Here is a 22,579-nt window from a genome sequence, read left to right on the forward strand (position 1 = left end):
CAGGATATTCATTGCCATGAATAAAGTCCGCGATTTCATCCTGGATCTGGCCCGCGGTTTTTCCGTGGTCGGTTTGCTGGTGGGGACCCTTTTCTTTGCCTTTTCCCTTACCCCCAGTCTGGTGCCCCGGCCCTTCGGCATTCAGGGGCTGATCTCCGGCCTGTCCCTGACCGCAGGCTATGCCGTGGGCTTTTTCTTTCGCTGGCTGTGGATCTACGTGGAATTGCCGGTACCCCGACGCCGTAACGAGTTGATCCTGAAGTCACTGGCAGCCCTGGTCTGCGCCGTGGTGGTGGTCACCTTTCTATGGCAGGCCACCGAGTGGCAGAACGCCCTGCGCACCCTCATGGGCATGGAGCCCATCGGCGGCATGCCCATGGTGGGGATCGGTCTGATGACCCTGTTGATATTCACGGTGCTGTTGGTGATGGCACGCCTGTTCAAATACACCTTCTTCTTCCTCTCCAGCCGGCTGCAGCGTTTCGTGCCCACCCATGTCTCCCATGTGGTGGGGGTGCTGATCGCGGGTATGCTGTTCTGGTCGCTGATCGACGGGGTGATCTTCTCCCTGGCCCTGCGGGCGGCGGACAACTCCTATCAGCAGGTGGACGCCCTGATCCAGGATGATCTGGCCCGTCCAGAGGAGCCTCTCAAGACCGGCAGCAGCGCCTCCCTGATCCCCTGGGCGGAGTTGGGTCGTCAGGGGCGTAACTTCATCTCATCGGGACCCTCAGCTGCTGAGATCGCGGACTTTACCGGTACCACGGCCCAGGAGCCGCTGCGAGTCTATGTGGGACTGAATGCGGCGGATACGGCCCAGGAACGGGCTCGGCTGGCCCTGGAGGAACTCAAGCGGGTCGGCGGATTCGAGCGTTCCGTGCTGCTGTTGGTGACGCCGACGGGCACGGGATGGGTGGATCCGGCGGCCCAGGATACGGTGGAGTATCTGCATCGGGGGGATATCGCCACGGTGACGGCCCAGTATTCCTACCTGCCCAGCGCCCTGTCCCTGATCGTGGAGGGGGAGTACGGGGCCGAGATGGCCCGGGCCCTGTTCGAGAAGGTGTACGGCTACTGGACCGGGCTGCCCCGGGACGCCCGGCCCGCCCTGTATCTCCATGGCCTGAGCCTGGGGGCGCTCAATTCCGACCGCTCCTTCGATGTCTACGACATCATTCAGGACCCCTTCCATGGCGCCCTCTGGAGCGGCCCCCCGTTTCGCAGCGAGACCTGGCGCAAGGCCACCCAGGAGCGGGACCCGGATTCTCCGGCCTGGCTACCCCGGTTCCGGGACGGCGCGGTGGTGCGTTTCATGAATCAGACCCGGGGGCTGAACGACGAGACGGGTCCCTGGGGGACATTCCGCATCGCTTACCTACAGCACGCCAGCGATCCGGTCACCTTCTTCGACACCCATGCCTTCTTCCGTGAACCGGAGTGGATGCTGCCGCCCCGGGGGCCGGATGTGTCGCCGGATCTGCGCTGGTACCCGATCGTCACCATGCTGCAACTGGCGGCGGACATGGCGGTGGGGTCTACTCCTCCCGGGTATGGCCACACCTTTGCGGTCGAGCATTATATCGATGCCTGGCATGCGCTCACGGAGCCGGAGGGCTGGTCAGCGGCGGATCTGGCCCGCCTGAAGGCCCTGTTCTCCCGCTGAGGCAGGGCTTACCGGCCGTTGAGCCAGCGATCCAGTTGATTGGCGAAGGCCTGGCGGTCACGCTGATTCAGGGCATCGGGTCCGCCCGTATCGATGCCGCTGGCCCGCAGGGTTTCCATGAAGTCCCGCATCTGCAGGCGCTCCTTGATGCTCTCCGGGGTGTAGCGTTCACCCCGTGGGTTGAGCACATGCACGCCTTTGTCGATCACCTCCGCCGCCAGGGGGATGTCAGCGGTAATGACCAGGTCGCCGGCCTGGGCCTGGCGGACGATTTCCTGGTCCGCCACGTCGTAGCCATGACTTACCTGGATGGCGCGTATGAACGGGGACCGGGGCACCCGTATGTGCTGGTTGGCCACCAGGGTGACCGGGGTGCGGGTGCGCTGGGCGGCGCGGAACAGGATGTCCTTGATCACGGCGGGGCAGGCATCGGCGTCGACCCAGATGCGTTGACCGGGAGGTATGGTGGTATCGGCAGGCATGGGCACAGTATACGCCATTGGGCCGAAGACTCTGTGCCGAGGGTTGAGGCAGGTGGGTTATGCACATCTCGCCAAGGGCGTTATCGATCCTGTACATATTTGTCAAGTCGCAGGTCGTGCCTGATGATTATTTTTTAAGTTTTTGAAATTAAACATTTTTTATTGAATTGGTTATTTTTTGTTCAAATTGTCATGGCCTGTGATGGGGCCTGCCGCAGGGGCGGTTTCGGACATGCTTTCCACAGAGTTATCCACAGGTTCTGTGGATAGAGGGTGATCGGCACGGCTGACGGCGCGCAGGCGCAGTCCCAACAGCAGGGCGGCGACGGTGAGACCCATGATGAGCCCGATCCAGTAGCCATGCACGCCCAGGGGGGAGATTTCGCCCAGACCCCGGGTGGCCAGCCCGTGTCCGGCGGCCAGGCCCACGGCCCAGTAGGACAGCAGGGTGATCAGCATCAGGACTCGGGTGTCCTTGTACCCCCTCAGGGCGCCGGCCATGTTCAGTTGCAGGGCATCGGAGAGTTGGAAGAGCACCGCCAGGAAGATCAGTGACAGGGCCAGTGCCCGTACCTGGACATCATGGGTATAAAACCCGATGACCGTTTCTCCCAGCAACAGCAAAAAGACACCGTTGATGAGGGCGGTCAAGAGGGAGATCACCACGCCGTTCCAGGCCACGAATCGCGCCTGCCGTTTCCGACCGGCCCCCAGCGTGTGGCTGACCCGGACGGTCAGGGCCATGCCCAGGGCCAGGGGGAGGACGAAGATGAAGGAGGTGATGTTCAACGCCACCTGGTGGGCGGCCACGGTGATCTCCCCCAGACTGGCCACCAGCAAGGCGATGACGGTGAACAGGGTGACCTCCACGAAGATGGCGACGCCGATGGGCAGACCCACGAACAGCAACTCACCGATCAGGGCCGGGCGAGGCGGCGTCAGCCGTGACCACAGGGCTACCGGGGTGTAGATCGGGCTGCGCCGGGTGTAGATCAGCATCGCCAGGCCCATGGTCCAGAAGGACAAGGCCGTGGCGATACCACAGCCCAGGGCCCCCAGGGCGGGCAGATCAGCCAGGCCGGCGGGCGTCAGTGGACCGAGTAGTGCCGCCACGCCGCTGCCGCCGTGGATCAACAGGTAGTTGGCGGGGATGTTGATCCCCAGGCCGAGGAGACCGATCCACAGAGCGGGGCGGGTGTGGCTCATGCCGTCGGAAAAGGCCCTCAGAGCCAGGAACAGGGCAATCCCCGGCATGCCCAGGGCAACGCCCGCGAGGTAGTCGCTGGAAAGGGCGGCAACCTCCGGCGGCACGTCCATCCACTGGAAGATGGGGGCGGACAGTTGCCGGAGTATCAGGCCCACCAGCGTACCCATGATCAGGCTGATCCACAGCGCCTGATGGACCCGGGCCCGGATCCGGTGGTGGTCTCCTGCGCCCAGGCGTTCGCTGACGATAGGGGTGAGCCCCATCAGGGTACCCAGCATGAACAGCATCATGGGCATCCAGAGGCTGGCGCCGACGGAGACGGCGGCCAGATCGGTTGCGCTCAGACGGCCGGTCATCATGACATCGGCCACCCCCATCCCGGCTTGGGTGAGCTGGGCGCCGCAGATGGGCAGGGCGAGCAGGAGCAGCCGCCGGGTTTCCATACCGCTGCGGCGGAGCCATGGGGGGAGCAGGATATCTGTCAAGCGGATCAGAGGCATGTCATGCGGGAGCGGCCTTCGGCCGCGAATGGGTACCGGTGCAGCAGGCATGCCGGGGGGACGGATGGTTCCCCCGGTGACGGGCTCAGTCATCCAGGGGGATGACGTGCTCCGCCTGCAGACGGCGTCCCTGGTCCGGTGCATGGCTGAAACGGCCCGTGACCCGGACTTCACGGCCTAGGTAGGGAGCGATCAGCGCATCGGGCAGAATGGCCACGCGGCGCAGTTGGGCATCCTCGATCCAGTAGTGGAGGGGGTCTTCCACCCGCCGGACGGTGCCCTCGGTGGTGATCAGGCGGCCGTCATGGCTGGCCGGCTGATTGACCAGCATCATCAGTGGTACCGCCTGGGGCGACGGTGGGGCTTCGCCGCAGGCCGACAGGAGCCACAGCAGGGGGAGGGCGGCGGTGAGGGCCTTCAGGGGGCGTAAGGGCATGGGATCACTTCAGGGGTTACAGAAGAGGAGAGACGGTGTTGCCTGTGCAGGGTACCAAAAACCGAAGACCTTGGCTGGTTGCCGGGCGGGCAGCCCTTCGTGATCCTGAAGCCTTGCCCTTCAGTCGGCTACCGGTCGGGGCGCGTTCAGGCAGCGGTGATAGCAGCGAATGCCGGTGAACAGGTTCCAACTCAGCAGGCCGTTGGAGGCGGCAAAGAGCAGCATTGCCGGGATCAGCAGGACGGGCCAGGCTAGGGCCGTCAGGCCGGCGACGAGGGCCGCCAGGTGCAGGTGGAGCTGGAGTCGGGTCAGCCCCAGGGGGATGACCTCGTGCATGTTGGGTACCCGCATCTCGAAGTTGCCGGAGCGCATGCGGGTTTGGTTCAGATGCAGCCAGACCAGGAAGGGCACGATCTTGTACAGCATGCCGTTGATCACCGACACGGCAAATCCGGCCACGAACAGCCAGGCCGGCACCAGTGCCCAGACACCCCACAGGCCCCGGCCCGGGAGTAGCTGGATCACCGTCCAGACCAGTACCGCGGCCAGCAGCGAGACCATGCCGATGCGCCAGAACCGGACCGTGACATCCGCGTTGCGGCGGCGGCGCCTGGACTGCAGCCACAGGGTGACCCCGGCAAAACCCGCCATCAGGGCTGCCAGCATGCCACTGCCGGTCATGTTGATGACCTTGGCTGCGGCCGCCGGTACCGGCAGCAGGGCCGTCAGGGTCAGCACGGTCAGGACGGCAAATACCAGCGGGGCATGCAGGCGGGCCGGTAGGGCGGGGTACTCCGGCGTCATCTGGAACATGGGCACCACCTGATAGGCGGCGCCGGCCACCAGCAGTGCCACCCATCCCAGCAGGCCCCAGGCCAGGTGCAGGTCGGTCATGTGTCGGGGCAGGGGCCAGCCCAGACCCAGATGGCCTCCGGCCAGCCACCCGCCCATGACCGCCGTGACCAGCAGGGCGATGACCGCTAGGGTCATGGCTTGGGTGGTGGGTCCGCGCGCCTGACTGCGGGCCAGAGCGATCAGGGCGGTGAGGGTGAACAGCCCCAGACTGCCCAGCACCAGGGCGCCGCCGACGGCGATCCAGAAAGGTTGGTGCAGGATCAGGCCGATACCGAGCAGGGGCGTGCCCAGTGCCAGCAGGGTGAAGCTCAGACGGCCGGTGACGAGCCCCCGGGGGACGGGGGCGCCGGCTACCACCGGCAGCATCTGCTGCATGGCGCCGAACATGACCATGGCCACATAGCCCAGGACCAGCAGATGGGCGGCGCCGATCATGCCGGGCATCCAGCGCGACACCAGCACCTGCGGGCCGAGCAGGATCATGGCCACGGCAAACAGGACGCCGAACAGGGGGGCGACCGCCATGAACTGCAGGGGGACCCACAGGGGGGGCGTGCGGTCCAGGGACAGGCGGGACAGATTGTTCATGCTGGATCCTCCGGGACCGGCTCGTCGGCACGCCAGATCAGGATCTCGAAGGGGGCGTGGGGCGGGGTGACGACCCGCCAGTCAAAGCCCATGTCCCGCAGGATGGGATAGAGGGGAAAGGGTTCGCGCCGGTGCCGCATGCACAGGATTTCCCCCGGCGCCAGCCGGGGGAGCAGGTCCAGTACCTGCTCCATGGGTTCCGGCGGCGGCAGGTCACGCACATCCAGCACACGCACGGGGCGCTGACCGCTCACGGCGCCAGGACCTTGACTTGCTCCATCAGATCGTCGCGTTGGGTCTGCAGGAAGCGGTCGGCCATGGGGTAAAGGATCTGCTCTTCCTTGACGTTATGGAGCTGGATCATGGTCATGAGGGTTTCGATGACCCCGAGGGTGGTGTTGTCGTCCCGCTGATCCTTGGCGATACGGATCTCGTCGATGAGGGCACGCATCTGATCATGTTCCCGTCGCATGACCTCGGTGGGACCCATGGTGCTGCCGCTGACGGTCTCGATGGCCGGGAACAGCAGGGCTTCTTCCCGTTGCAGATGGCGCTCCATGTCGTGATGGAACTCCCGGAAGCAGGTTTCGGCCGCCTCCCAGTCGCCGTCGGCGATGGCGGATTCCAGGTCCGCCAGACGATAGTCGCATTCCCGGTGGTCGGCGGTGAAGAAGTCCTGGATGGTTTCCATGATGGGGGCCTTGAAAATGGTGAGTTTGAGCGCAAACTATCAGTCGGGACAGGGGCTTGCACTTGACCCTGGTCAAGGCAGGCAACCGTGCTGAAATCCGCTATGATGACCGGCTTGAGACGGACGACATGCCGTGTCCGCACCCATTCGCTACACAGGAGTCCATCGTGGCAGAAACTCCCGGGACCGTGGCCCTGGCCTTCACCGGGGCCTCCGGGGCCCAGTATGGCCTGCGTTTGCTGGAATGTCTGATCCAGGCGGGCGTGCGTGTCTATCTCATGGTGTCCCGTCCCGCTCAGGTGGTCATCAGCATGGAAACGGACCTCTCCATGCCCGGTCGCCCCCGGGAGATCGAGCACTTCTTCTCCGAACGGTTCAATGCGGCCCCGGGCCGGTTGCGGGTCTTTGACCGGGAGCAGTGGACCGCCCCGGTGGCCAGCGGGTCTTCACCGCCCGATGCCATGGTCATCTGTCCGTGTACCACGGCCACCCTGGCCGCCGTCTCCGGCGGTGCCAGCCGTTCTCTCATCGAACGGGCCGCGGATGTAGCCCTCAAGGAGCGCCGTCGCCTGATCCTGGTGGTGCGGGAGACACCGTTTTCGGAGATCCATCTGGAGCACATGCTGCGGCTGGCGCGCATGGGGGCGGTGATCATGCCGGCCAATCCGGCCTTCTATCATCGGCCGGAAGGGGTGGATCAGTTGGTGGATTTCGTGGTGTCGCGGATCTTGGATCATCTGCACGTTCCCAATGACCTTATCCGTCGCTGGGGCGCGGAACCTGTCGGGGAGGAATGAATGGAACTGCCGCTGTTTCCCCTCAATACCGTCCTGTTTCCCGGCGGGGTGTTGCCCCTGCGAATTTTCGAGACCCGCTATATCGACATGGTGTGTCATTGCCTGCGCACCGACGCCCCCTTCGGGGTGATCCTCATCCGCGAAGGGGGTGAGGTGGCGGGGCCGGCCGAGGTCCATACCGTGGGCACCTGGGGGCGGATCATCGACTGGGATCAGCGTCCCGACGGTCTGCTGGGTATTACGGTCCAGGGGGAGGCCCGCTTTCAAGTGGGGCGTACCTGGGTGCGCAAGGATGGCCTGATGATGGGCGAGGTCACCGAACGTCCCATGCCGGCGGACGTGCTGCTGCCTGCTGAATTCCTGCCCCTGTCCGAACTGCTGCAGCGCCTGTTGCAGGAACTGCCGCCCCCCTACCGCGACATGACGGGTGAGTTCGACCGGTGCGGCTGGGTCGGCGCCCGCCTGACGGAACTCATGCCGGTCAATTTGGCCCAAAAACAGGCGATGCTGGAGATGGATGATCATCTGGCCCGCCTGTTTCACTTGCGTGATGCCCTTGTCGGCCTGCATTCGGGCTGACCATCAAACCCTGAAGACACAAGGAGCGGCCATGGCCGTCATCGAGATCACCCAGGATAACCTGGATGCAGCCGTGCAGAACAATGACATCCTGATCCTGGATTTCTGGGCGCCCTGGTGTGCTCCGTGTCGGGCCTTTGCCCCCATTTTCGAGGCGGCTTCGGCGTCTCATGAAGGGGTGGTGTTCGGCAAGATCAATACGGAGCAGGAGCAGCCGCTGGCGGCCCTGTTTCAGATTCGGTCCATCCCTACGCTGATGGTTTTCCGTGAACAGGTCATCGTGTTTTCCCAGCCGGGCATGCTGACGGCCTCCCAGCTGGATGAGGTGTTGGGCAAGGTGGCGGAACTGGATATGGACAAGGTGCGAAGCCAGCTGGAATCTCAGTCCCGGGCAGACAAGGCGTAGTGCTTCCTGCGGGCTGTTTTCGGCGGCAGGCCCGCTCAGCCCAGCAGCATGCGCAGGCCCAGCAGGATCAGCAGCACCGCGAAGAAACGCCGCACCAGCGGCACCGGCAGGCGATGGGTCAGCCACGCCCCCCAACGGGCGGTGAAATAGCTGGCTAAAGCGATACCGGCAAAGGCCGGCCAGTACACGTAACCGCTGGAGAAGTCCGGCAGGGCCGGGTTGCCCCAGCCATGGACGAGGAAGCCGGCCGTGCCCGCCAGGGCAATGGGTAGTCCCGCCGCCGCCGCCGTGGCGATGGCCTGGCGCAGGTGCACGTTGAACCACACCAGGAACGGCACTGTCAGGGTGCCGCCACCGATACCGAGCAGGGCGGAAATCCCGCCGATCACGCCACCACCCGTACTCAATACCACTGCACCCGGCAGGGGACGACCCGCCTTGGGCGGCAGGTTGAGCAGTAGATACAGGGCCACCAGGATCTCGAACACACCGAAGACCTGGCGCAACAGCCCCGCACTCATGAATTCGGCCAGGGTGGCGCCCCCGAGCGCCCCCAGGATGATGCCCGGTACCAGCCGTCTGAGGACATCCCAGCGCACGGCTCCGTGACGGTGGTGGGCGCGGGTGGAGGCGATGGCGGTGGGGATGATGGTGGCCAGGGAGGTGCCGATGGCCAGGTGGGTGACAACGCCGGGATCCATCTGCTGCCGGGTGAACAGCCAGACCAGGGCGGGGACGATGATCAGCCCCCCGCCCACGCCCAGCAGGCCGGCAATGACCCCGGTAAAGGCCCCCAGGGCCAGGTAGATGGTGATCTCCCCCATGGCGCAACGCATCTCCGGTACGCGATGAACAAAAAGGGCCGCCCGGTGGGCGGCCCATGCAGAGCTGATAACGGCAAACGCCGTCTTTGAATCAGGCCAGGGCCTTGAAGGCGTCGGCGGCGGCCTTGATGGTGGCCTCCAGATCCTCTGCACTGTGGCTGCTGGACAGGAAGCCCGCCTCGAAGGCGGAGGGGGCCAGGTAGACGCCCCGATCCAGCATCAGGTGGAAGAACTTGCCGAAACGGGCCACGTCGCACTGGTTGACCTGATGGAAGTTGGTCACTTCCGGCTGGTCGGTGAAGAACAGGCCGAACATGCCACCCACCTGATTGGCGGCCATGGGAATGCCGGCCTTTTTCGCCTCGCCCAGGATGCCGGAGACCAGGGTCCCGGTCTTGGCGGTGAGGTCCTCATGGAAGCCCGGGGTGGAGAGGATCTCCAGAGTCTTCAGGCCCGCGGTCATGGCGATGGGGTTACCGGACAGGGTACCCGCCTGATAGACCGGACCCAGGGGGGAGAGGTATTCCATCACCTGACGACGGCCACCGAAGGCGCCTACCGGCATGCCGCCGCCGATGACCTTGCCCAGGGTGGTGAGGTCGGGCTTGATGCCGTAATAGGCCTGAGCACAGCCCAGGGCGACGCGGAAACCGGTCATGACTTCATCGAAGATCAGCAGGGCGCCGTATTCGTCGCAGACACTGCGCAGACCTTCCAGGAAGCCGGGGGCCGGGGGGATGCAATTCATGTTGCCCGCCACCGGCTCGACGATGATGCAGGCGATCTCGTTGCCCACCTGGGAGAAGACATCCTTGACCTGCTCCAGGTCGTTGTAGCTGACGGTCAGCGTGTGTTCCGCCAGGGAAACCGGTACGCCGGGGGAATTGGGCTCACCCAGGGTGAGTGCGCCGGAACCGGCCTTCACCAGCAGGGAGTCACCATGGCCGTGGTAGCAGCCCTCGAACTTGAGGATCTTGTCGCGACCGGTGAAGCCACGGGCCAGACGGATGGCGCTCATGGTGGCCTCGGTGCCGGAGCTGGTCATGCGCACCATTTCCATGGAGGGCACCAGTTCGCAGACCCGATCGGCCAGTTGGATCTCCAGTTCGGTGGGGGCACCGAAGGACAGGCCATTGAGGGCCGCCTCGCGCACGGCGGCGATGACTTCCGGGTGGGCGTGGCCGGCGATCATCGGACCCCAGGAGCCCACGTAGTCGATGTAGCGCTTGCCGTCCGCATCGTACATGTAGGCGCCCTGGGCGCGTTCGATGAAGATCGGATCGCCGCCCACGCCCTTGAAGGCGCGGACCGGAGAGTTCACGCCACCGGGGATGTGCTTCTGGGCTGCCTGGAAGAGATCATGGGATTTTGTCATGAGGTGATCTTTCGCTGTGTTGGCTGGTGAATGGGGGCTGTCGCAAATAAAGCCCTACAAGATACTCGATACCGCGCGCCGGGCAAAATCAAAGCAGGGCAAACCTTGCCTGGATCAAAAACGGGCGCTCAAGCGGGCTGCGGCGGCCCGGATATCCTTGGCGCCGAACACGCCCTGCACCACGGCCAGCATCCCGGCACCAGCCTGGATGACCGCGTCGGCATTGTCCTCGGTGATGCCGCCGATGGCCGTGATGGGCAGGGCGAGGGTCCGGCGGGCTTCCCGGATGAGGCTCAAAGGCGCGTGGACGGTCTCCGGCTTGGTGCCGGAGGGGAACACGGCGCCGAAGGCCACGTAGTCCGCTCCTGCCGCCGCCGCCCGGCAGGCCAGTTCCAGTCGGTTGTAGCAGGAGACGCCGACGATCCGTTCGGGGCCGACCAGGGCGCGTGCTTCGGCAATGCCGCCATCATCACTGCCGATGTGGACACCATCCGCCGCCACCCGCGAGGCCAGTGCGGCATCGTCATTGACGATGAACAGGGCCTGATGGCGACGGCACAGCCGGCGCAGTGCCGTCGCCTCGGCGAGGCGACGGTCATGGTCACGGCTCTTGTCCCGGTACTGGAGGATACGTGCGCCGCCGGCCAGGGCTGCTTCCGCCTGTCGCAGCAGGGCCTCGCCGCCATCCTGGGGGGTGATCACATAGAGTCCCCGCAGTGGCCGAACATGCCTAGAAATGGGCGGTATCGTCATGTTCCGGCTCTTCATCCTCGGATTCGTCACTGGCCCAGAACAAGCGGTTGGGGATGAGCTGGCCCATGCCCAGCCGGTGGGCCCGGTCCAGGGTGTGCCAGGTGTAGGTGAGGGCCTCATGCACGGCGGAAGCCGGGTCGATGCCTTGGGCCAGTAGTGCGGCGATCGCCGCCGAGAGGGTGCAGCCGGAGCCGTGATACTCTCCAGCCAGACGGTCCGCCGGATAGGTTTCCAGGCGACGGTGGTTGCCGTAAAGCACATTCTGCACCCGTGGCGTGTTTTCATGGGTGCCGGTGATGAGCACATACTCACAGCCCTGATCCAGCAGGAACATGGCACAGGCATCCAGGGTGTCGCAGCCCTGGGCCAGTACCCGGGCTTCCAGGGTGTTGGGGGTGAGCAGGGTGGTGAAGGGCAGCAGCAGGTTGTTGAGGGCGTCCACCATCTCTTCCGTGGCAAGGGCGGTGCCGGCCCCCGAGGCCAGTACCGGATCCAGGACCACCGGCAGGTCCGGGTAGTCGGTGAGCAGGGTATGGATGGCCTGCGCAGCCTCGATGGAGCCGATCATGCCGATCTTGATCGCGGCTACCGGCATGTCTTCCAGCACGGCCCGCGCCTGCTGGACGATGAGTTCTGCCTCCAGGGGCGCGATGCCGATCACGTCGGCGGTGTCCTGCACCGTGACGGTGGTGATCACGGACACAGGATGACAGCCCATGCTGAGGATGGCTTCGATGTCGGCCTGAATGCCGGCGCCTCCGGTGGGGTCGTGCCCCGCCAGGGTCATGACGACAGGAACCGATGGAGTGGCGGTCATGATAAGCTCCCAATGGGTAATCCATCAGAGTGTATCACTTGCCCGGGCCAGGCCAGGGGCATCACACCAGCGGAGGTCGGTTTGCCGTGAAGACTTATCAATGCGTGATTTGCGGATTCGTCTATGACGAGGCCAAGGGGTTACCGGACGACGGCATTGCGCCGGAGACGCCCTGGGTAGATGTGCCTGAAGGCTGGGTGTGTCCCGAGTGTGGTGCGGAGAAATCGGATTTTGAGGAAATGGCCGGCTGACTTTCCCCTTCCCTTCATCCCCGGCCCTTCTCCCCCGGGGGAGAAGGGCGCAGGTCGGGTGGGCGGTTTCAGCGAAGGGATATCTGCTGCCAGCCCCGATTCCTGGCCGTGACGGTGAGCTTCTCGTCACCGTCCACCACCACCGGATTGTCGACTCGCTCCAGCAGCGGCAGGTCATTGTGGGAGTCGCTGTAGAACCAGCTCCCTTGCAGTCCCATGCCGGGCCGCTGCGCCAGCCATTGTTCCAGGCGTCTCACCTTGCCGCCCTGGAAGCAGGGTATCCCTTCCAGTTCTCCTGTATAGGCGCCGTCGCGGAATTCCGGTTCCGTAGCCAGCAGATTGTCCACCCCCAGGGCCTCGGCGATGGGCTGGGTGACGAAGCGGTTGGTGGCGGTGATGATCAGCAGGGTGTCACCAGCCTCCCTGTGCCGGTCCAGGACCTCCTCTGCGCGGGGAGCGATCAGGGCGTTGATCCGGGTTTCCATGAATTCCTCGCGCCAGGCCAGCAGGTCCTCCAGGGTATTGGCCGCCAGCGGCGAGAAGGAGAAACGGCAGAATGCCAGGATATCCAGGGTGCCGGCCTTGTAAGCTTCAAGGAACTCCAGGTTGCGGGCCTGATACACATCGGCGTCTACGATCCCCCGATCCACGAGGAAACGCCCCCACTCGTAATCGCTGTCTCCTGCCAGGAGGGTGTTGTCCAGGTCGAACAGGGCAAGGCTCACTGCGTGTCTCCTCTATCATCGCTTGCTTGAATCGTGACATTCTACTCAGCACGGTCGGGTCAAGGCCATCATGCCTGAAGCTTGCCCTGGAGCATTTGCCGATCGGCTCCGCTTGTGAAAAAATGCAATTCACAGACCAGCTTCCAAGTGACCTCGTTAAGTGATTGATTGTGATGGCTATAGGCCCAACGTCGGTATCATCCTGTGCAATCGGGACCGACGCCTGTTCTGGGCCAAGCGCATCGGGCAGCAGGCCTGGCAGTTTCCTCAGGGGGGGATCCGAAGGGATGAGTCGCCGACGGAGGCCATGTACCGCGAACTGGCGGAAGAGACCGGCCTTGAGCCTGCCGATGTGGAAGTCGTCGGCTACACCCAGGACTGGTTGCGCTACCGTCTGCCCAAGCATCTGATCCGGCGTCGGCCGGGGCCTCTGTGCATTGGTCAGAAACAGGTCTGGTTTCTGGTGCGGCTGGTGGGGGATGACGGTCGTGTCCGTCTGGACGCCGCGCCTCATCCGGAGTTTGATGCCTGGCGCTGGGTGGATTACTGGTACCCCATGCGTGAGGTGGTCTTCTTCAAGCGTCACGTGTACCGCCAGGCCCTGCGGGAGCTGGCACCGTTACTGTTTCAGGAGGATGTGCCCTCCTATCCTGCCGAGCGGCGCTACCGCCCCCGCCGGCTCTGAGTCACCCGGGCCGCGGCGGCGGTCCCCTCTACCGGCAACCCTATCCCATGCTCCATGTTCTCAGACGCATCGTTCTGGAGGTAAGCGCCGCCGACAATCTGACGTCGGCCCTGGGCATCATCGTCCGACGCGTCAAGCAGGAACTGGATATCGATGTCTGTTCCGTCTATCTGAGCGAACCCGGGGGGCAGCGGCTGCTGCTGATGGCCTCCGAGGGCCTCAATCCCGATTCCGTCGGTCAGGTGGAAATGTCCGCCGGCGAAGGTTTGGTGGGCCTGGTGGCGGAGCGGGCGGAGCCGGTCAACCTGGAGAACGCCCCCGACCACCCTCGCTTCAAGTATTTCCCCGAAACCGGTGAGGAACGTTATCACGCCTTCCTGGGCGTACCTATCGTGCACAATCGGCGCATGCTTGGGGTGCTGGTGGTGCAGCAACGGGAGCGTCGGCGCTTCGATGATGAGCATGTGGCCTTTCTCATCACTCTGGCGGCTCAGCTGGCCGGTGCCATCAGTCATGCGGAGCTGATCGGCGAGGTGGGGCGGCGGCGGGAGCGCCCGGCCCAGGAAAACCTGCAGATCACCGGCATTCCCGGTGCCGCCGGCGTAGCGGTGGGCCAGGGGGTAGTGGCCTATGCCCTGGCTGACCTGGATTCCGTGCCCGATCGCGATGCGGAGAATGTCCACGAGGAAGAGCAGATCTTTCGCGAGGCGGTGCGAGCGGTTCAGGATGAGCTCAACGAGATCAAGCGCCGCATGCAGGACATCTTACCGACAGAGGAGCTGTTGCTGTTTGATGCCTACGTGATGATGCTGGGCAGCGATAGCCTGGTGAACGGCACGGTAGAGCGCATCCGGGCGGGAAGCTGGGCGCCTTCCGCCCTGAGGGACACCGTGCGGGAGAGTACCCGGGCCTTTGAAGAAATGGATGATCCTTATCTGAGCGAGCGGGCCACCGATGTGCGGGATATCGCCCGGCGTATCCTCATGCGCCTGCAGTCCCATGTGCGTGGTCCTGAAGATTTCCCCGAACGCACCATCCTGCTGGGGGAGGACGTGACCGCCACCCAGCTGGCCGAGGTGCCGGCGGACCGTCTGGCCGGGGTAGTGTCGTCCAAGGGTACTGGCTCATCCCATGTGGCGATCCTGGCCCGGGCCATGGGGGTCCCGGCCGTGATGGGTGTGTCCGATCTGCCGGTGGGGCGGCTGGAAGGCCGTGAGATCGTGGTGGATGGCTACCGGGGCAGTCTCTACATTCAGCCCAGCCCCGAGTTGCTGGAGCAGTTCAAGCATCTGCAGGAAGAGGAGCAGGAGCTGGCGGACGGCCTGCGGACCCTGGCCCAGGAGCCGGCAATCACCCAGGACGGTTGCGAGGTGCCGGTGTATGCCAATAGCGGCCTGCTGGCGGATATCGCCCCGTCCATTCAGTCGGGTGCCGATGGTATCGGCCTCTATCGCACCGAAGTCCCCTTCATGATCCGGGACCGTTTCCCCGGGGAGGAGGAACAGACGGAGATCTACCGTGAGGTCCTGATGTCATTCAACCCGCGATCGGTAACGCTGCGGACTCTGGACGTGGGCGGGGACAAGGCCTTACCCTATTTCCCGGTGGTGGAAGACAACCCCTTTCTGGGCTGGCGAGGGATCCGCATCACCCTGGACCACCCGGAGATCTTTTTGACTCAGCTACGCGCCATGCTGCGCGCCAGTCAGGGGCTGAGCAATCTCCACATCCTGTTCCCCATGATCAGTTCCCTGGGCGAACTCAAGGATGCCCTGCAATTGTTGCAGCGGGCACGGGACGAGCTGCTGGATGAGCATTATGTGATTCCGGTGCCCCGGGTGGGGGTGATGGTCGAGGTCCCTTCAGCGGTCTATCTGTCGGAGGCCCTGGCGCGCAGGGTGGACTTCCTGTCCGTGGGCACCAATGACCTGGTCCAGTATCTGTTGGCGGTGGATCGCAACAATGCTCGGGTGGCGGATCTGTACAACGCCTTGCACCCGGCGGTACTGCACGCCCTGAGCCATGCCGCCCGGGGCGCTCATCAGGCCGGCAAGCCCATCAGTGTCTGCGGGGAGATGGCCGCTGATCCGGCTTCGGTGATCCTGCTGCTGGGCATGGAGATTGATGCCCTCAGTGTGAACGTGGCCTCCTTGTCGCGGGTGAAGTGGGTGATTCGCAGCTTCTCCCGGGCGCGCGCCCGGGAGCTGCTGACTCAGTGCATGACCATGGAGGAGCCGGCGGCCATCCGTGCCCTGCTCAACAACGCCCTGGTCCAGGCCGGACTGGGTGGATTGGTGCGGGCCGGCAAGACCTGATATTCAGCCCGTCTTACCGCAATCCGCCATCACCTACAGCCACCGGGAGAGATGGCGTTCCACCTGCTGCCAGTCCATCTCTCCCACCTTTTGGTAGACGATCCGTCCGTTGGGGGCGATCAGGAAGGAGGTGGGGGTCAGGCGCACGTTGCCGAAGGCCTCGGCGACCTCGCCGGTGGTGTCCAGTCCCACGGTGTAGTTGATACTTCTTCTCCGGGCCATCTCCGCCACTTGCTCCGGCGGGTCGTAGGCCATGGCCACGCCGATTACCTTCAGGCCGCGCTCATGGTAGCGATCGTGGATATCCCGTAAATGGGGGATTTCCTGCACGCAGCTGATGCAGGTGGTGGCCCAGAAGGTGAGAAGTACCGGACGGCCTTCCAGTGAGGCCAGGTCCACCTGGGACTGATCCAGGGTTTGTACCGCCACCCTGGGCATGGGGCGCAGGCCTTCCGGGGCCAGCCACAGGGCAAGCAGCCCGCCCAGCAGCACCACCAGGAAGGCACCTATCAGCAGGTCTCTCTTGTTCATTTTCATCAGCCGTGTCCGTGTTGCAAAGGGCAGGGGCCGTATCTTAATCGCCCACGGCGCTGCACGGCCATATTCGATCTTAAACCGGTGGTCATGGGCATGTATGATGATCCCCCTGGGCGGGGGTATCATCCCCTGGACCGAGTGTTTCATAGCTGAGCGGGAGATCATGTGGTGATAAGGGCAGGCATTGTCGGGGCCACCGGGTATACGGGTGTTGAATTGTTGCGGCTGTTGCTGGCCCACCCGAAGGTGGAGCCGGCGGTGGTCACCTCCCGCGGCAATGCCGGCGAGCCGCTGGAATCCCTGTTCCCGAACCTGCGGGGGCAGGGGCCGCTGGTGTTTCAGGAACCCGATCCGGGCGCCTTGGGCGAGTGCGATGTGGTTTTCTTTGCCACCCCCCACGGCGTGGCTCATGCCATGGCCGGTGAGCTGCTGGCCCGGGGCACCCGTGTCATCGATCTGTCCGCCGATTTCCGTCTCAAGGACCCGCGGCTGTGGAGCCGGTGGTACGAGCAGCCCCATGGGGCGCCCGAACTGCTGGATGAAGCGGTCTATGGGTTGCCTGAGCTCAACCGTGAGCGAATTCCCCAAGCCCGTCTGATCGCCGTGCCCGGTTGCTATCCCACCGCCGTCACCCTGGGGTTCCTGCCCCTGTTGGAGCAGGGCGTGGTGGACCTCGACCGGTTGGTGGCCGATGCCAAGTCCGGCGTCAGCGGCGCCGGGCGCAAGGCCCAGGTGGGTTCGCTGCTGTGTGAGGCTGCCGAGAACTTCAAGGCCTATGCCGTGCCGGGGCACCGGCATTTGCCGGAGATTCTGCAGACTCTGTCCGCGGTGGCCGGGCAACCGCCTGGGCTGACTTTCGTACCCCATCTGGTGCCTATGATCCGCGGCATTCTGGCCACCCTCTATGCCACGCTGACCCATCCCGATGCGGATCTGCAGGCCCTGTATGAACAGCGCTATGCCGACGAACCCTGCGTGGATGTGCTGCCCGCCGGCGGCCACCCGGAGACCCGGAGTGTCCGCGGGACCAATCTGTGCCGTCTGGCGGTGCACCGGCCCGGCGGCGGCGATACGGTTGTTGTGCTTTCCGCCATCGACAATCTGGTCAAGGGTGCCTCCGGGCAGGCGGTGCAGAACATGAATCTGATGTTCGGACTGCCGGAGGCGCTCGGGTTGGAATCCATCGCTGTGCTGCCCTGACAGGATGGTCAGGCGACGGGTTCATGCCGGGTATCACCACGCCGGCCAGTGGCGCCCCTGGCAGCTGTTCCTGGTGGCAGTGACGCTGTTGGGGGGCCTGCTGCTTGCCGGGTGGCAGAGTTATCGGCTGGGCTATGATCACGGCCTTTTGTATGGGCAGGACACTGATCTGCAGATCGCGGAACTGGGCCCCCGTTACAAGGATCTCGAAACCGCCCACCGTCGGCTCAGGCAGCGTCATGCGGCTCTGGAACGAGATCTCATGATCGAACGGGAGGCTTCAGCGCGGGTCCGCTCGTCGATCCATGAAATGGAGCAGCGTATTTACCACCTGACGGAGGAACTGGATTTCTACCGCAACATCATCTCACCCGAAGACCTGGAGCGGGGGTTGCATATCCAGCGGGTGCGGCTGGAACCCGACCCGGAACATCACGGCCATTACTTCTACCAGGTGGTGCTGACCCAGGTGCAGGGCAGTCAGGTGGTGGAGGGTATCCTTCGGTTGGGGCTGGAAGGGCGTAATGCCGGTGAGCAGGTGCGTTATGACCACGCGGCCATTTCCCCGGATCAGGCCCGGGGCCGGGGATTTTCCTTCCGCTATTTTCAGGTGCTCGACGGGCGTCTGGTGCTCCCTGAGCATCTGCTGCCGGAACGGTTGATCATCCAGGCCGAGCCCGGTGGCGGCGGGCTTCGCGCCACGGAGCAGTCCCTGCCGTGGCAATCCCTTTTCAATCTCAGTGGAGGCAGTCCCTGATGTGGTCCCGTCGTAAGAAGCTCAAGGCGGCCCGGGTGGATACCATCGTGGGTCGTAACACGGTCATCACCGGTGACGTGAAATTTTCCGGTGGCCTGCACCTGGAGGGTACGGTCCGGGGCAATCTGCTGGCCGATGATGAGGGGCAGGAGTCCATTCTGGTGCTTAACCAGGGTGCCTTGGTGGAAGGGGATGTCAGGGTCCCTCGGGTGATCATCAATGGTTCCGTGGAAGGGGATGTGCATGCCTCCGTGCATGTGGAACTGGCTCCCCATGCACGGATTCGCGGCAATCTGCATTACACTCTGATCGAGATGGCCGCCGGCGCCGAGGTCAATGGCAGTCTGGTCAGGCGGTCCGATGAGCCCATGCGGCTGGAACATCTGGATGTGCCGGCAGAGAAGGCACGGCACGATGTCGGCAGGAAGGGCATTGATGAGGCCGAACCCAAGACCAGGCTGCCGAGTACCGCAACCAAGGATTCTTGACCATTTCCGTAAGCCAATGATAGCGTAGCGTGATCGCCCACTCCGGGCACGAGACAGCGACCATGGAGAAGCAGACAAAATGAGCGCAACCGAAACCAGCACCGATGCCATGCCCAGCCCGCTGGTGTTCACCGATTCCGCGGCCGCCAAGGTGAAGTCCCTGATTGATGAGGAAAACAATCCTGAGCTGAAGCTGCGCGTCTTTGTCAGCGGCGGCGGTTGTTCCGGGTTTCAGTACGGTTTCACCTTCGATGAAGAAGTCAACGAAGGTGACACCGCGGTGGAGAAGGCGGGGGTGACCCTGCTCATCGACCCGATGAGCTTCCAGTACCTGATGGGGGCCGAGATCGACTACACGGAGAGCCTGGAAGGGGCTCAGTTCGTGATCCGTAACCCCAATGCCACTACGACCTGTGGTTGTGGGTCTTCATTCTCTGTCTGACGGGATTGTCGGCATGAATCTCTCCCGGCTGGTTGCCCTGATCCGTTTCGGTTGGTACCGCATGATGGCCCAATTGGGTCATGACACCGGCCGTTTCAATGTCGGTTACATGTATGCCAGGGGGCAGGGCGTCCGTCAGGATGATGCCGAGGCGATCCGCTGGTACCGGATGGCGGCCGAGAACGGTGATCTGAATGCCCAGGGCAACCTGGCCCTGATGTACGTCCATGGTCGGGGTGTCGACAAGGATGAGGCCCAAGCCATGCACTGGTACCGCCTCGCCGCGGAGCAGGGCAGTACCAGTGCCCAGTGCAACCTGGCCTACCTGTATCTGCACGGCATTGGTGCGGACCAGGACGAGGTTCGGGCCGCCCACTGGTACCGGGTGGCGGCAGATCTGGAAAATCCTTCGGCCCAGTCCAATCTGGGGGTGCTCCACGCCAATGGTCGGGGCGTTTCGCAGGACATGGTCCAGGCCTACATGTGGACGCAACTGGCCGCGTTTCAGGGTTATGCCCAGGCCGAGGAGAATCTCAAGCAGTATGCCGCCGAGATGACACCGGAACAGGTCGACAGGGCTCTCCGGCTGGCCCGGGACTGGGATGCCGAAGCCTCTTCGGCACAGGCCCGATCGATGGTCGCAGATCGGATGGTAGAGCCGGCCCGGGAGGCCTGATCCTCCCGGCGGGATGCCGCCCCCCGGTCACGGGGCATGAATCCCCCCCAGTATCACGGCCCTGGATGCCCCCGTCACCGCGGGCAGATTCCCCGTTCTTCCCTGCATGCGTTCCCTGGCCAGCCAGGCAAAGGCCATGGCCTCCACCCAGTCCGGGTCCAGCCCATGGCGGCTGGACGGCTCCACGATGCAACCCGTCAGCAGTGTTTGTAGGCGAGCCAGTAGGGCGCCGTTGTGTACGCCGCCGCCGCAGACAATCACCCGGTCGGTTCCGGGGGCATGGGTCTCGATGGCCCGCACGACGCTCCCGGCCGTGAATTCCAGTAGAGTGCGTTGCACGTCCACTGCCGACACCCCTGAGCAGGCCGCCAGATGGGCCTGCAGCCAGGCCGGGCTGAAGTATTCCGTTCCCGTGCTTTTGGGCGGCGGCAGGCCCAGATAGGGGTCCGCCATCCAGCGCGTCAGCAGCGCTTCCACCACCTGTCCTGCCATAGCCCAGCGCCCATCCTCATCATGCTGTTCATGGCGATGATGCCGAACCCAATGATCCATCAGTGTATTGGCGGGGCCGGTGTCAAAGCCTTGGGCGGGAGATTGGATCGAGGCCGGGAGGGAGGTGATATTGGCGATTCCGCCCAGGTTCAGTATCACGCGGTTTTCCTCCGGATGGCGCAGCATGGCCTGATGAAAGGCCGGCACCAGTGGTGCGCCCTGGCCGCCGGCGGCCATGTCGGCGTTGCGGAAATCCGCCACCACAGTCAGGCCGGTGATCCGGGCGATTCGGGCCGGGCTGCCGATCTGCAAGCTAAAGGAGGGGCGCGCATCCGGACGGTGGCGCACCGTCTGCCCATGGCTGCCGATGGCTGTGATGGTGGCGGCAGGGACCTGCGTTTGTGCCAGCAGGGACAGGGCCGCTTGGGCGAACAGGTCGCCGGTCAGGGCGTCCAGGCGCCCGTACTCATCCAGATCACCCCGCCAGTCCGGTGACGCCAGTCTTCTCAAGTCCTGTCTTAATGAGTCGGGAAATGGGTGCGCGATGGCCCCCAGGCATCGCAGCCCGTCGGCGTCGGATTCCACCAGGGCGGCGTCCACGGCATCCATGCTGGTGCCTGAGATCAGGCCGATGTAGCGTTCGGGCATGCAGGTTCTCGCAAAGGTCGTCAAAGGGTGGGGCCGTGTACCGGGCCGTTTCTTTGGTTATCATCGCCTTCCATCCCGATGTCAAATCGCCGCCCTTCATGCAAGCATCCAAGAGACAAGAGAAAGGAAATGATTGAAGTTTCAGATCAGATTGAGCTTATTCGTCGTGGCTGTCATGAGCTGTTGTTGGAAGATGAGCTGCGGGAGAAGCTCAAGGCCGGACGGCCCCTGAAGATCAAGGCCGGTTTCGATCCCACGGCGCCGGATCTGCACCTAGGGCATACAGTGCTGCTGAACAAGTTGCGCCAGTTCCAGGATCTGGGGCATGAGGCCATCTTTCTGATCGGCGACTTCACCGGCATGATCGGTGACCCCAGCGGCAAGAACAGTACCCGTCCTCCGCTCACTCCGGAGCAGGTGGCCGAGAATGCCCGTACCTATCAGGAGCAGATCTTCAAGATTCTAGATCCGGAACGCACCCGGGTCAGCTTCAATTCCACCTGGATGGGCAAGCTCACGGCTGTTGACATGATCCAGTTGGCGGCTCGCCATACCGTGGCGCGCATGCTGGAACGGGACGATTTCCACAAGCGCTATAGTTCGGGTCAGCCCATTGCCATCCACGAATTCCTTTACCCCCTGATCCAGGGCTATGACTCGGTGCAGCTGCAGTCCGATGTGGAACTGGGGGGAACCGATCAGAAGTTCAATCTTCTCATGGGGCGTGAACTGCAGAAGCAGTACGGGCAATCCCCGCAGGTGGTGCTGACCATGCCCATTCTGGAAGGGATGGATGGCGTGCAGAAGATGTCCAAGTCCCTGGGGAACTACATCGGTATCACCGAGGCACCCGAGGAGATGTTCGGCAAGATCATGTCCGTGTCCGACGCGCTCATGTGGCGTTATTTCGAACTGCTGTCCTTCCGGCCGATGACGGAGATCGAGGGTTTCCGCCGCGCCGTGGCCGAGGGCGCCAATCCCCGTGACATCAAGTTCCTGCTGGGCGAGGAGCTGGTGGGTCGGTTCCATGATGCGGCGGCGGCGGCCCGGGCAAAGCAGGCCTTTATCGAGCGTTTCCAAAAAGGGGCGATGCCTGACGACATCGAGGCCGTTACGGTACAAAGTTCCGAAGGGGCGTTGCCGCTGGCGAACCTGCTCAAGGAAGCCGGCCTGGTGTCCAGTACCTCCGAGGCGATGCGCATGATCCGTCAGGGAGCGGTGCGGATCGACGGTGAGCGTGTGGACGATGCCGGCGTCCAGGTGCAGGCCGGCAGCGAAGCGGTTTACCAGGTGGGCAAGCGACGTTTTGCACGGGTGTCCCTGCGCTGACCTCATTTGGAGGAGGGGGCAATAAAGCCCCTCTCCCCTTGTGGGAGAGGGGCTGAGGTGA

At 64.0% G+C, this 22,579-nt stretch carries 26 protein-coding genes; 13 read left to right on the forward strand and 13 right to left on the reverse strand.

Annotated features, from left to right (window positions below; all coding sequences use genetic code 11):
- The first annotated feature begins 16 nt into the window (after positions 1–16).
- Positions 17–1,663, forward strand: coding sequence for an alpha/beta hydrolase (locus tag LQ956_RS10155; protein ID WP_238629468.1), 1,647 nt, complete (start codon positions 17–19; stop codon positions 1,661–1,663).
- A gap of 8 nt (positions 1,664–1,671) precedes the next feature.
- Here LQ956_RS10155 and LQ956_RS10160 read toward each other — a convergent pair whose 3' ends face one another.
- From LQ956_RS10160 to LQ956_RS10185, 6 genes are all read right to left on the reverse strand, one after another.
- Positions 1,672–2,145 (reverse strand): YaiI/YqxD family protein, encoded by a 474-nt coding sequence (locus tag LQ956_RS10160; RefSeq protein ID WP_238622213.1) that lies wholly within the window; start codon positions 2,143–2,145, stop codon positions 1,672–1,674.
- A 171-nt stretch (positions 2,146–2,316) separates the two neighbouring features.
- Positions 2,317–3,837, reverse strand: a complete 1,521-nt coding sequence (locus LQ956_RS10165) for an MATE family efflux transporter (RefSeq protein WP_238622214.1) — start codon at positions 3,835–3,837, stop codon at positions 2,317–2,319.
- 100 nt (positions 3,838–3,937) lie between these two features.
- On the reverse strand, positions 3,938–4,288 hold the full coding sequence (locus LQ956_RS10170; protein WP_238629469.1) for a hypothetical protein: 351 nt from the start codon (positions 4,286–4,288) through the stop codon (positions 3,938–3,940).
- 120 nt (positions 4,289–4,408) lie between these two features.
- Positions 4,409–5,731, reverse strand: a complete 1,323-nt coding sequence (locus LQ956_RS10175; RefSeq protein ID WP_238622216.1) for a hypothetical protein — start codon at positions 5,729–5,731, stop codon at positions 4,409–4,411.
- The gene (locus LQ956_RS10180; protein ID WP_238629470.1) at positions 5,728–5,985 is read right to left on the reverse strand and encodes a DUF2249 domain-containing protein; all 258 of its coding nucleotides are present in this window, start codon (positions 5,983–5,985) and stop codon (positions 5,728–5,730) included. The genes LQ956_RS10175 and LQ956_RS10180 overlap by 4 nt, the downstream gene beginning before the upstream one ends.
- Positions 5,982–6,422: a hemerythrin domain-containing protein gene (locus LQ956_RS10185; protein WP_238622218.1), complete on the reverse strand. Its 441-nt coding sequence runs from the start codon at positions 6,420–6,422 to the stop codon at positions 5,982–5,984. Before LQ956_RS10185 ends, LQ956_RS10180 begins: the two co-directional genes overlap by 4 nt.
- Before the next feature lie 167 nt (positions 6,423–6,589).
- On the opposite strand from LQ956_RS10185, the gene LQ956_RS10190 reads away from it, so the two are divergent.
- Genes LQ956_RS10190 through LQ956_RS10200 form a run of 3 tightly spaced genes read left to right on the forward strand, consistent with a single transcriptional unit; the run spans position 6,590 to position 8,204 of the window.
- On the forward strand, positions 6,590–7,219 hold the full coding sequence (locus LQ956_RS10190; protein WP_238622219.1) for a flavin prenyltransferase UbiX: 630 nt from the start codon (positions 6,590–6,592) through the stop codon (positions 7,217–7,219).
- A complete protein-coding gene (locus tag LQ956_RS10195) occupies positions 7,220–7,798 on the forward strand; it encodes an LON peptidase substrate-binding domain-containing protein (RefSeq protein WP_238622220.1) in 579 nt (192 codons plus the stop codon). It abuts the gene before it with no gap.
- A gap of 31 nt (positions 7,799–7,829) precedes the next feature.
- On the forward strand, positions 7,830–8,204 hold the full coding sequence (locus LQ956_RS10200; RefSeq protein WP_238629471.1) for a thioredoxin family protein: 375 nt from the start codon (positions 7,830–7,832) through the stop codon (positions 8,202–8,204).
- 35 nt (positions 8,205–8,239) lie between these two features.
- Here the strand turns inward: LQ956_RS10200 and LQ956_RS10205 are convergent, their stop codons facing one another.
- The 4 genes from LQ956_RS10205 to thiD form a co-directional block, all read right to left on the reverse strand.
- Positions 8,240–9,028: a sulfite exporter TauE/SafE family protein gene (locus tag LQ956_RS10205; RefSeq protein ID WP_238622222.1), complete on the reverse strand. Its 789-nt coding sequence runs from the start codon at positions 9,026–9,028 to the stop codon at positions 8,240–8,242.
- Positions 9,029–9,119: 91 nt separating this feature from the next.
- A complete protein-coding gene (hemL, locus tag LQ956_RS10210; RefSeq protein ID WP_238629472.1) occupies positions 9,120–10,403 on the reverse strand; it encodes a glutamate-1-semialdehyde 2,1-aminomutase in 1,284 nt (427 codons plus the stop codon).
- Positions 10,404–10,517: 114 nt separating this feature from the next.
- On the reverse strand, positions 10,518–11,105 hold the full coding sequence (gene thiE, locus LQ956_RS10215) for a thiamine phosphate synthase (protein ID WP_238629473.1): 588 nt from the start codon (positions 11,103–11,105) through the stop codon (positions 10,518–10,520).
- Between the two features lie 28 nt (positions 11,106–11,133).
- Positions 11,134–11,973: a bifunctional hydroxymethylpyrimidine kinase/phosphomethylpyrimidine kinase gene (thiD, locus tag LQ956_RS10220; protein WP_238622225.1), complete on the reverse strand. Its 840-nt coding sequence runs from the start codon at positions 11,971–11,973 to the stop codon at positions 11,134–11,136.
- Between the two features lie 86 nt (positions 11,974–12,059).
- Between thiD and LQ956_RS10225 the strand changes: the two genes are divergently transcribed.
- Positions 12,060–12,224, forward strand: a complete 165-nt coding sequence (locus LQ956_RS10225; protein WP_238622226.1) for a rubredoxin — start codon at positions 12,060–12,062, stop codon at positions 12,222–12,224.
- Positions 12,225–12,292: 68 nt separating this feature from the next.
- Here LQ956_RS10225 and LQ956_RS10230 read toward each other — a convergent pair whose 3' ends face one another.
- Positions 12,293–12,949 carry a histidinol-phosphatase gene (locus LQ956_RS10230; RefSeq protein WP_238622227.1) on the reverse strand — a complete coding sequence of 219 codons (657 nt, stop codon included), beginning with the start codon at positions 12,947–12,949 and terminating at the stop codon, positions 12,293–12,295.
- A 160-nt stretch (positions 12,950–13,109) separates the two neighbouring features.
- Between LQ956_RS10230 and LQ956_RS10235 the strand changes: the two genes are divergently transcribed.
- Both LQ956_RS10235 and ptsP read left to right on the forward strand, forming a co-directional pair.
- Positions 13,110–13,634 carry an RNA pyrophosphohydrolase gene (locus LQ956_RS10235; RefSeq protein ID WP_238622228.1) on the forward strand — a complete coding sequence of 175 codons (525 nt, stop codon included), beginning with the start codon at positions 13,110–13,112 and terminating at the stop codon, positions 13,632–13,634.
- Positions 13,635–13,681: 47 nt separating this feature from the next.
- Complete coding sequence (gene ptsP, locus LQ956_RS10240) at positions 13,682–15,949, forward strand: phosphoenolpyruvate--protein phosphotransferase (protein ID WP_238622229.1); 2,268 nt, start codon at positions 13,682–13,684, stop codon at positions 15,947–15,949.
- 33 nt (positions 15,950–15,982) lie between these two features.
- Here ptsP and LQ956_RS10245 read toward each other — a convergent pair whose 3' ends face one another.
- Positions 15,983–16,486 carry a peroxiredoxin family protein gene (locus LQ956_RS10245; RefSeq protein ID WP_238622230.1) on the reverse strand — a complete coding sequence of 168 codons (504 nt, stop codon included), beginning with the start codon at positions 16,484–16,486 and terminating at the stop codon, positions 15,983–15,985.
- A 168-nt stretch (positions 16,487–16,654) separates the two neighbouring features.
- On the opposite strand from LQ956_RS10245, the gene argC reads away from it, so the two are divergent.
- The 5 genes from argC to LQ956_RS10270 all read left to right on the forward strand — a co-directional run bounded on the left by argC (position 16,655) and on the right by LQ956_RS10270 (position 20,049).
- Positions 16,655–17,686 carry an N-acetyl-gamma-glutamyl-phosphate reductase gene (argC, locus tag LQ956_RS10250; RefSeq protein WP_238629474.1) on the forward strand — a complete coding sequence of 344 codons (1,032 nt, stop codon included), beginning with the start codon at positions 16,655–16,657 and terminating at the stop codon, positions 17,684–17,686.
- 4 nt (positions 17,687–17,690) lie between these two features.
- Positions 17,691–18,443 (forward strand): DUF6776 family protein, encoded by a 753-nt coding sequence (locus tag LQ956_RS10255; RefSeq protein WP_238622232.1) that lies wholly within the window; start codon positions 17,691–17,693, stop codon positions 18,441–18,443.
- Entirely contained in the window at positions 18,443–18,931 is a 489-nt protein-coding gene (locus LQ956_RS10260; RefSeq protein WP_238629475.1) for a bactofilin family protein, read from the forward strand. Before LQ956_RS10255 ends, LQ956_RS10260 begins: the two co-directional genes overlap by 1 nt.
- Positions 18,932–19,010: 79 nt before the next feature.
- Positions 19,011–19,373 (forward strand): iron-sulfur cluster insertion protein ErpA, encoded by a 363-nt coding sequence (erpA, locus tag LQ956_RS10265; RefSeq protein ID WP_238622234.1) that lies wholly within the window; start codon positions 19,011–19,013, stop codon positions 19,371–19,373.
- Positions 19,374–19,386: 13 nt separating this feature from the next.
- A complete protein-coding gene (locus tag LQ956_RS10270) occupies positions 19,387–20,049 on the forward strand; it encodes a tetratricopeptide repeat protein (protein ID WP_238622235.1) in 663 nt (220 codons plus the stop codon).
- A gap of 27 nt (positions 20,050–20,076) precedes the next feature.
- Here LQ956_RS10270 and LQ956_RS10275 read toward each other — a convergent pair whose 3' ends face one another.
- On the reverse strand, positions 20,077–21,189 hold the full coding sequence (locus LQ956_RS10275; protein WP_238629476.1) for an anhydro-N-acetylmuramic acid kinase: 1,113 nt from the start codon (positions 21,187–21,189) through the stop codon (positions 20,077–20,079).
- Between the two features lie 129 nt (positions 21,190–21,318).
- Between LQ956_RS10275 and tyrS the strand changes: the two genes are divergently transcribed.
- A complete protein-coding gene (gene tyrS, locus LQ956_RS10280) occupies positions 21,319–22,518 on the forward strand; it encodes a tyrosine--tRNA ligase (RefSeq protein WP_238629477.1) in 1,200 nt (399 codons plus the stop codon).
- Positions 22,519–22,579 lie beyond the last annotated feature (61 nt).

Source organism: Ectothiorhodospira lacustris (genome assembly GCF_022227845.1).
GTDB lineage: Bacteria > Pseudomonadota > Gammaproteobacteria > Ectothiorhodospirales > Ectothiorhodospiraceae > Ectothiorhodospira > Ectothiorhodospira lacustris.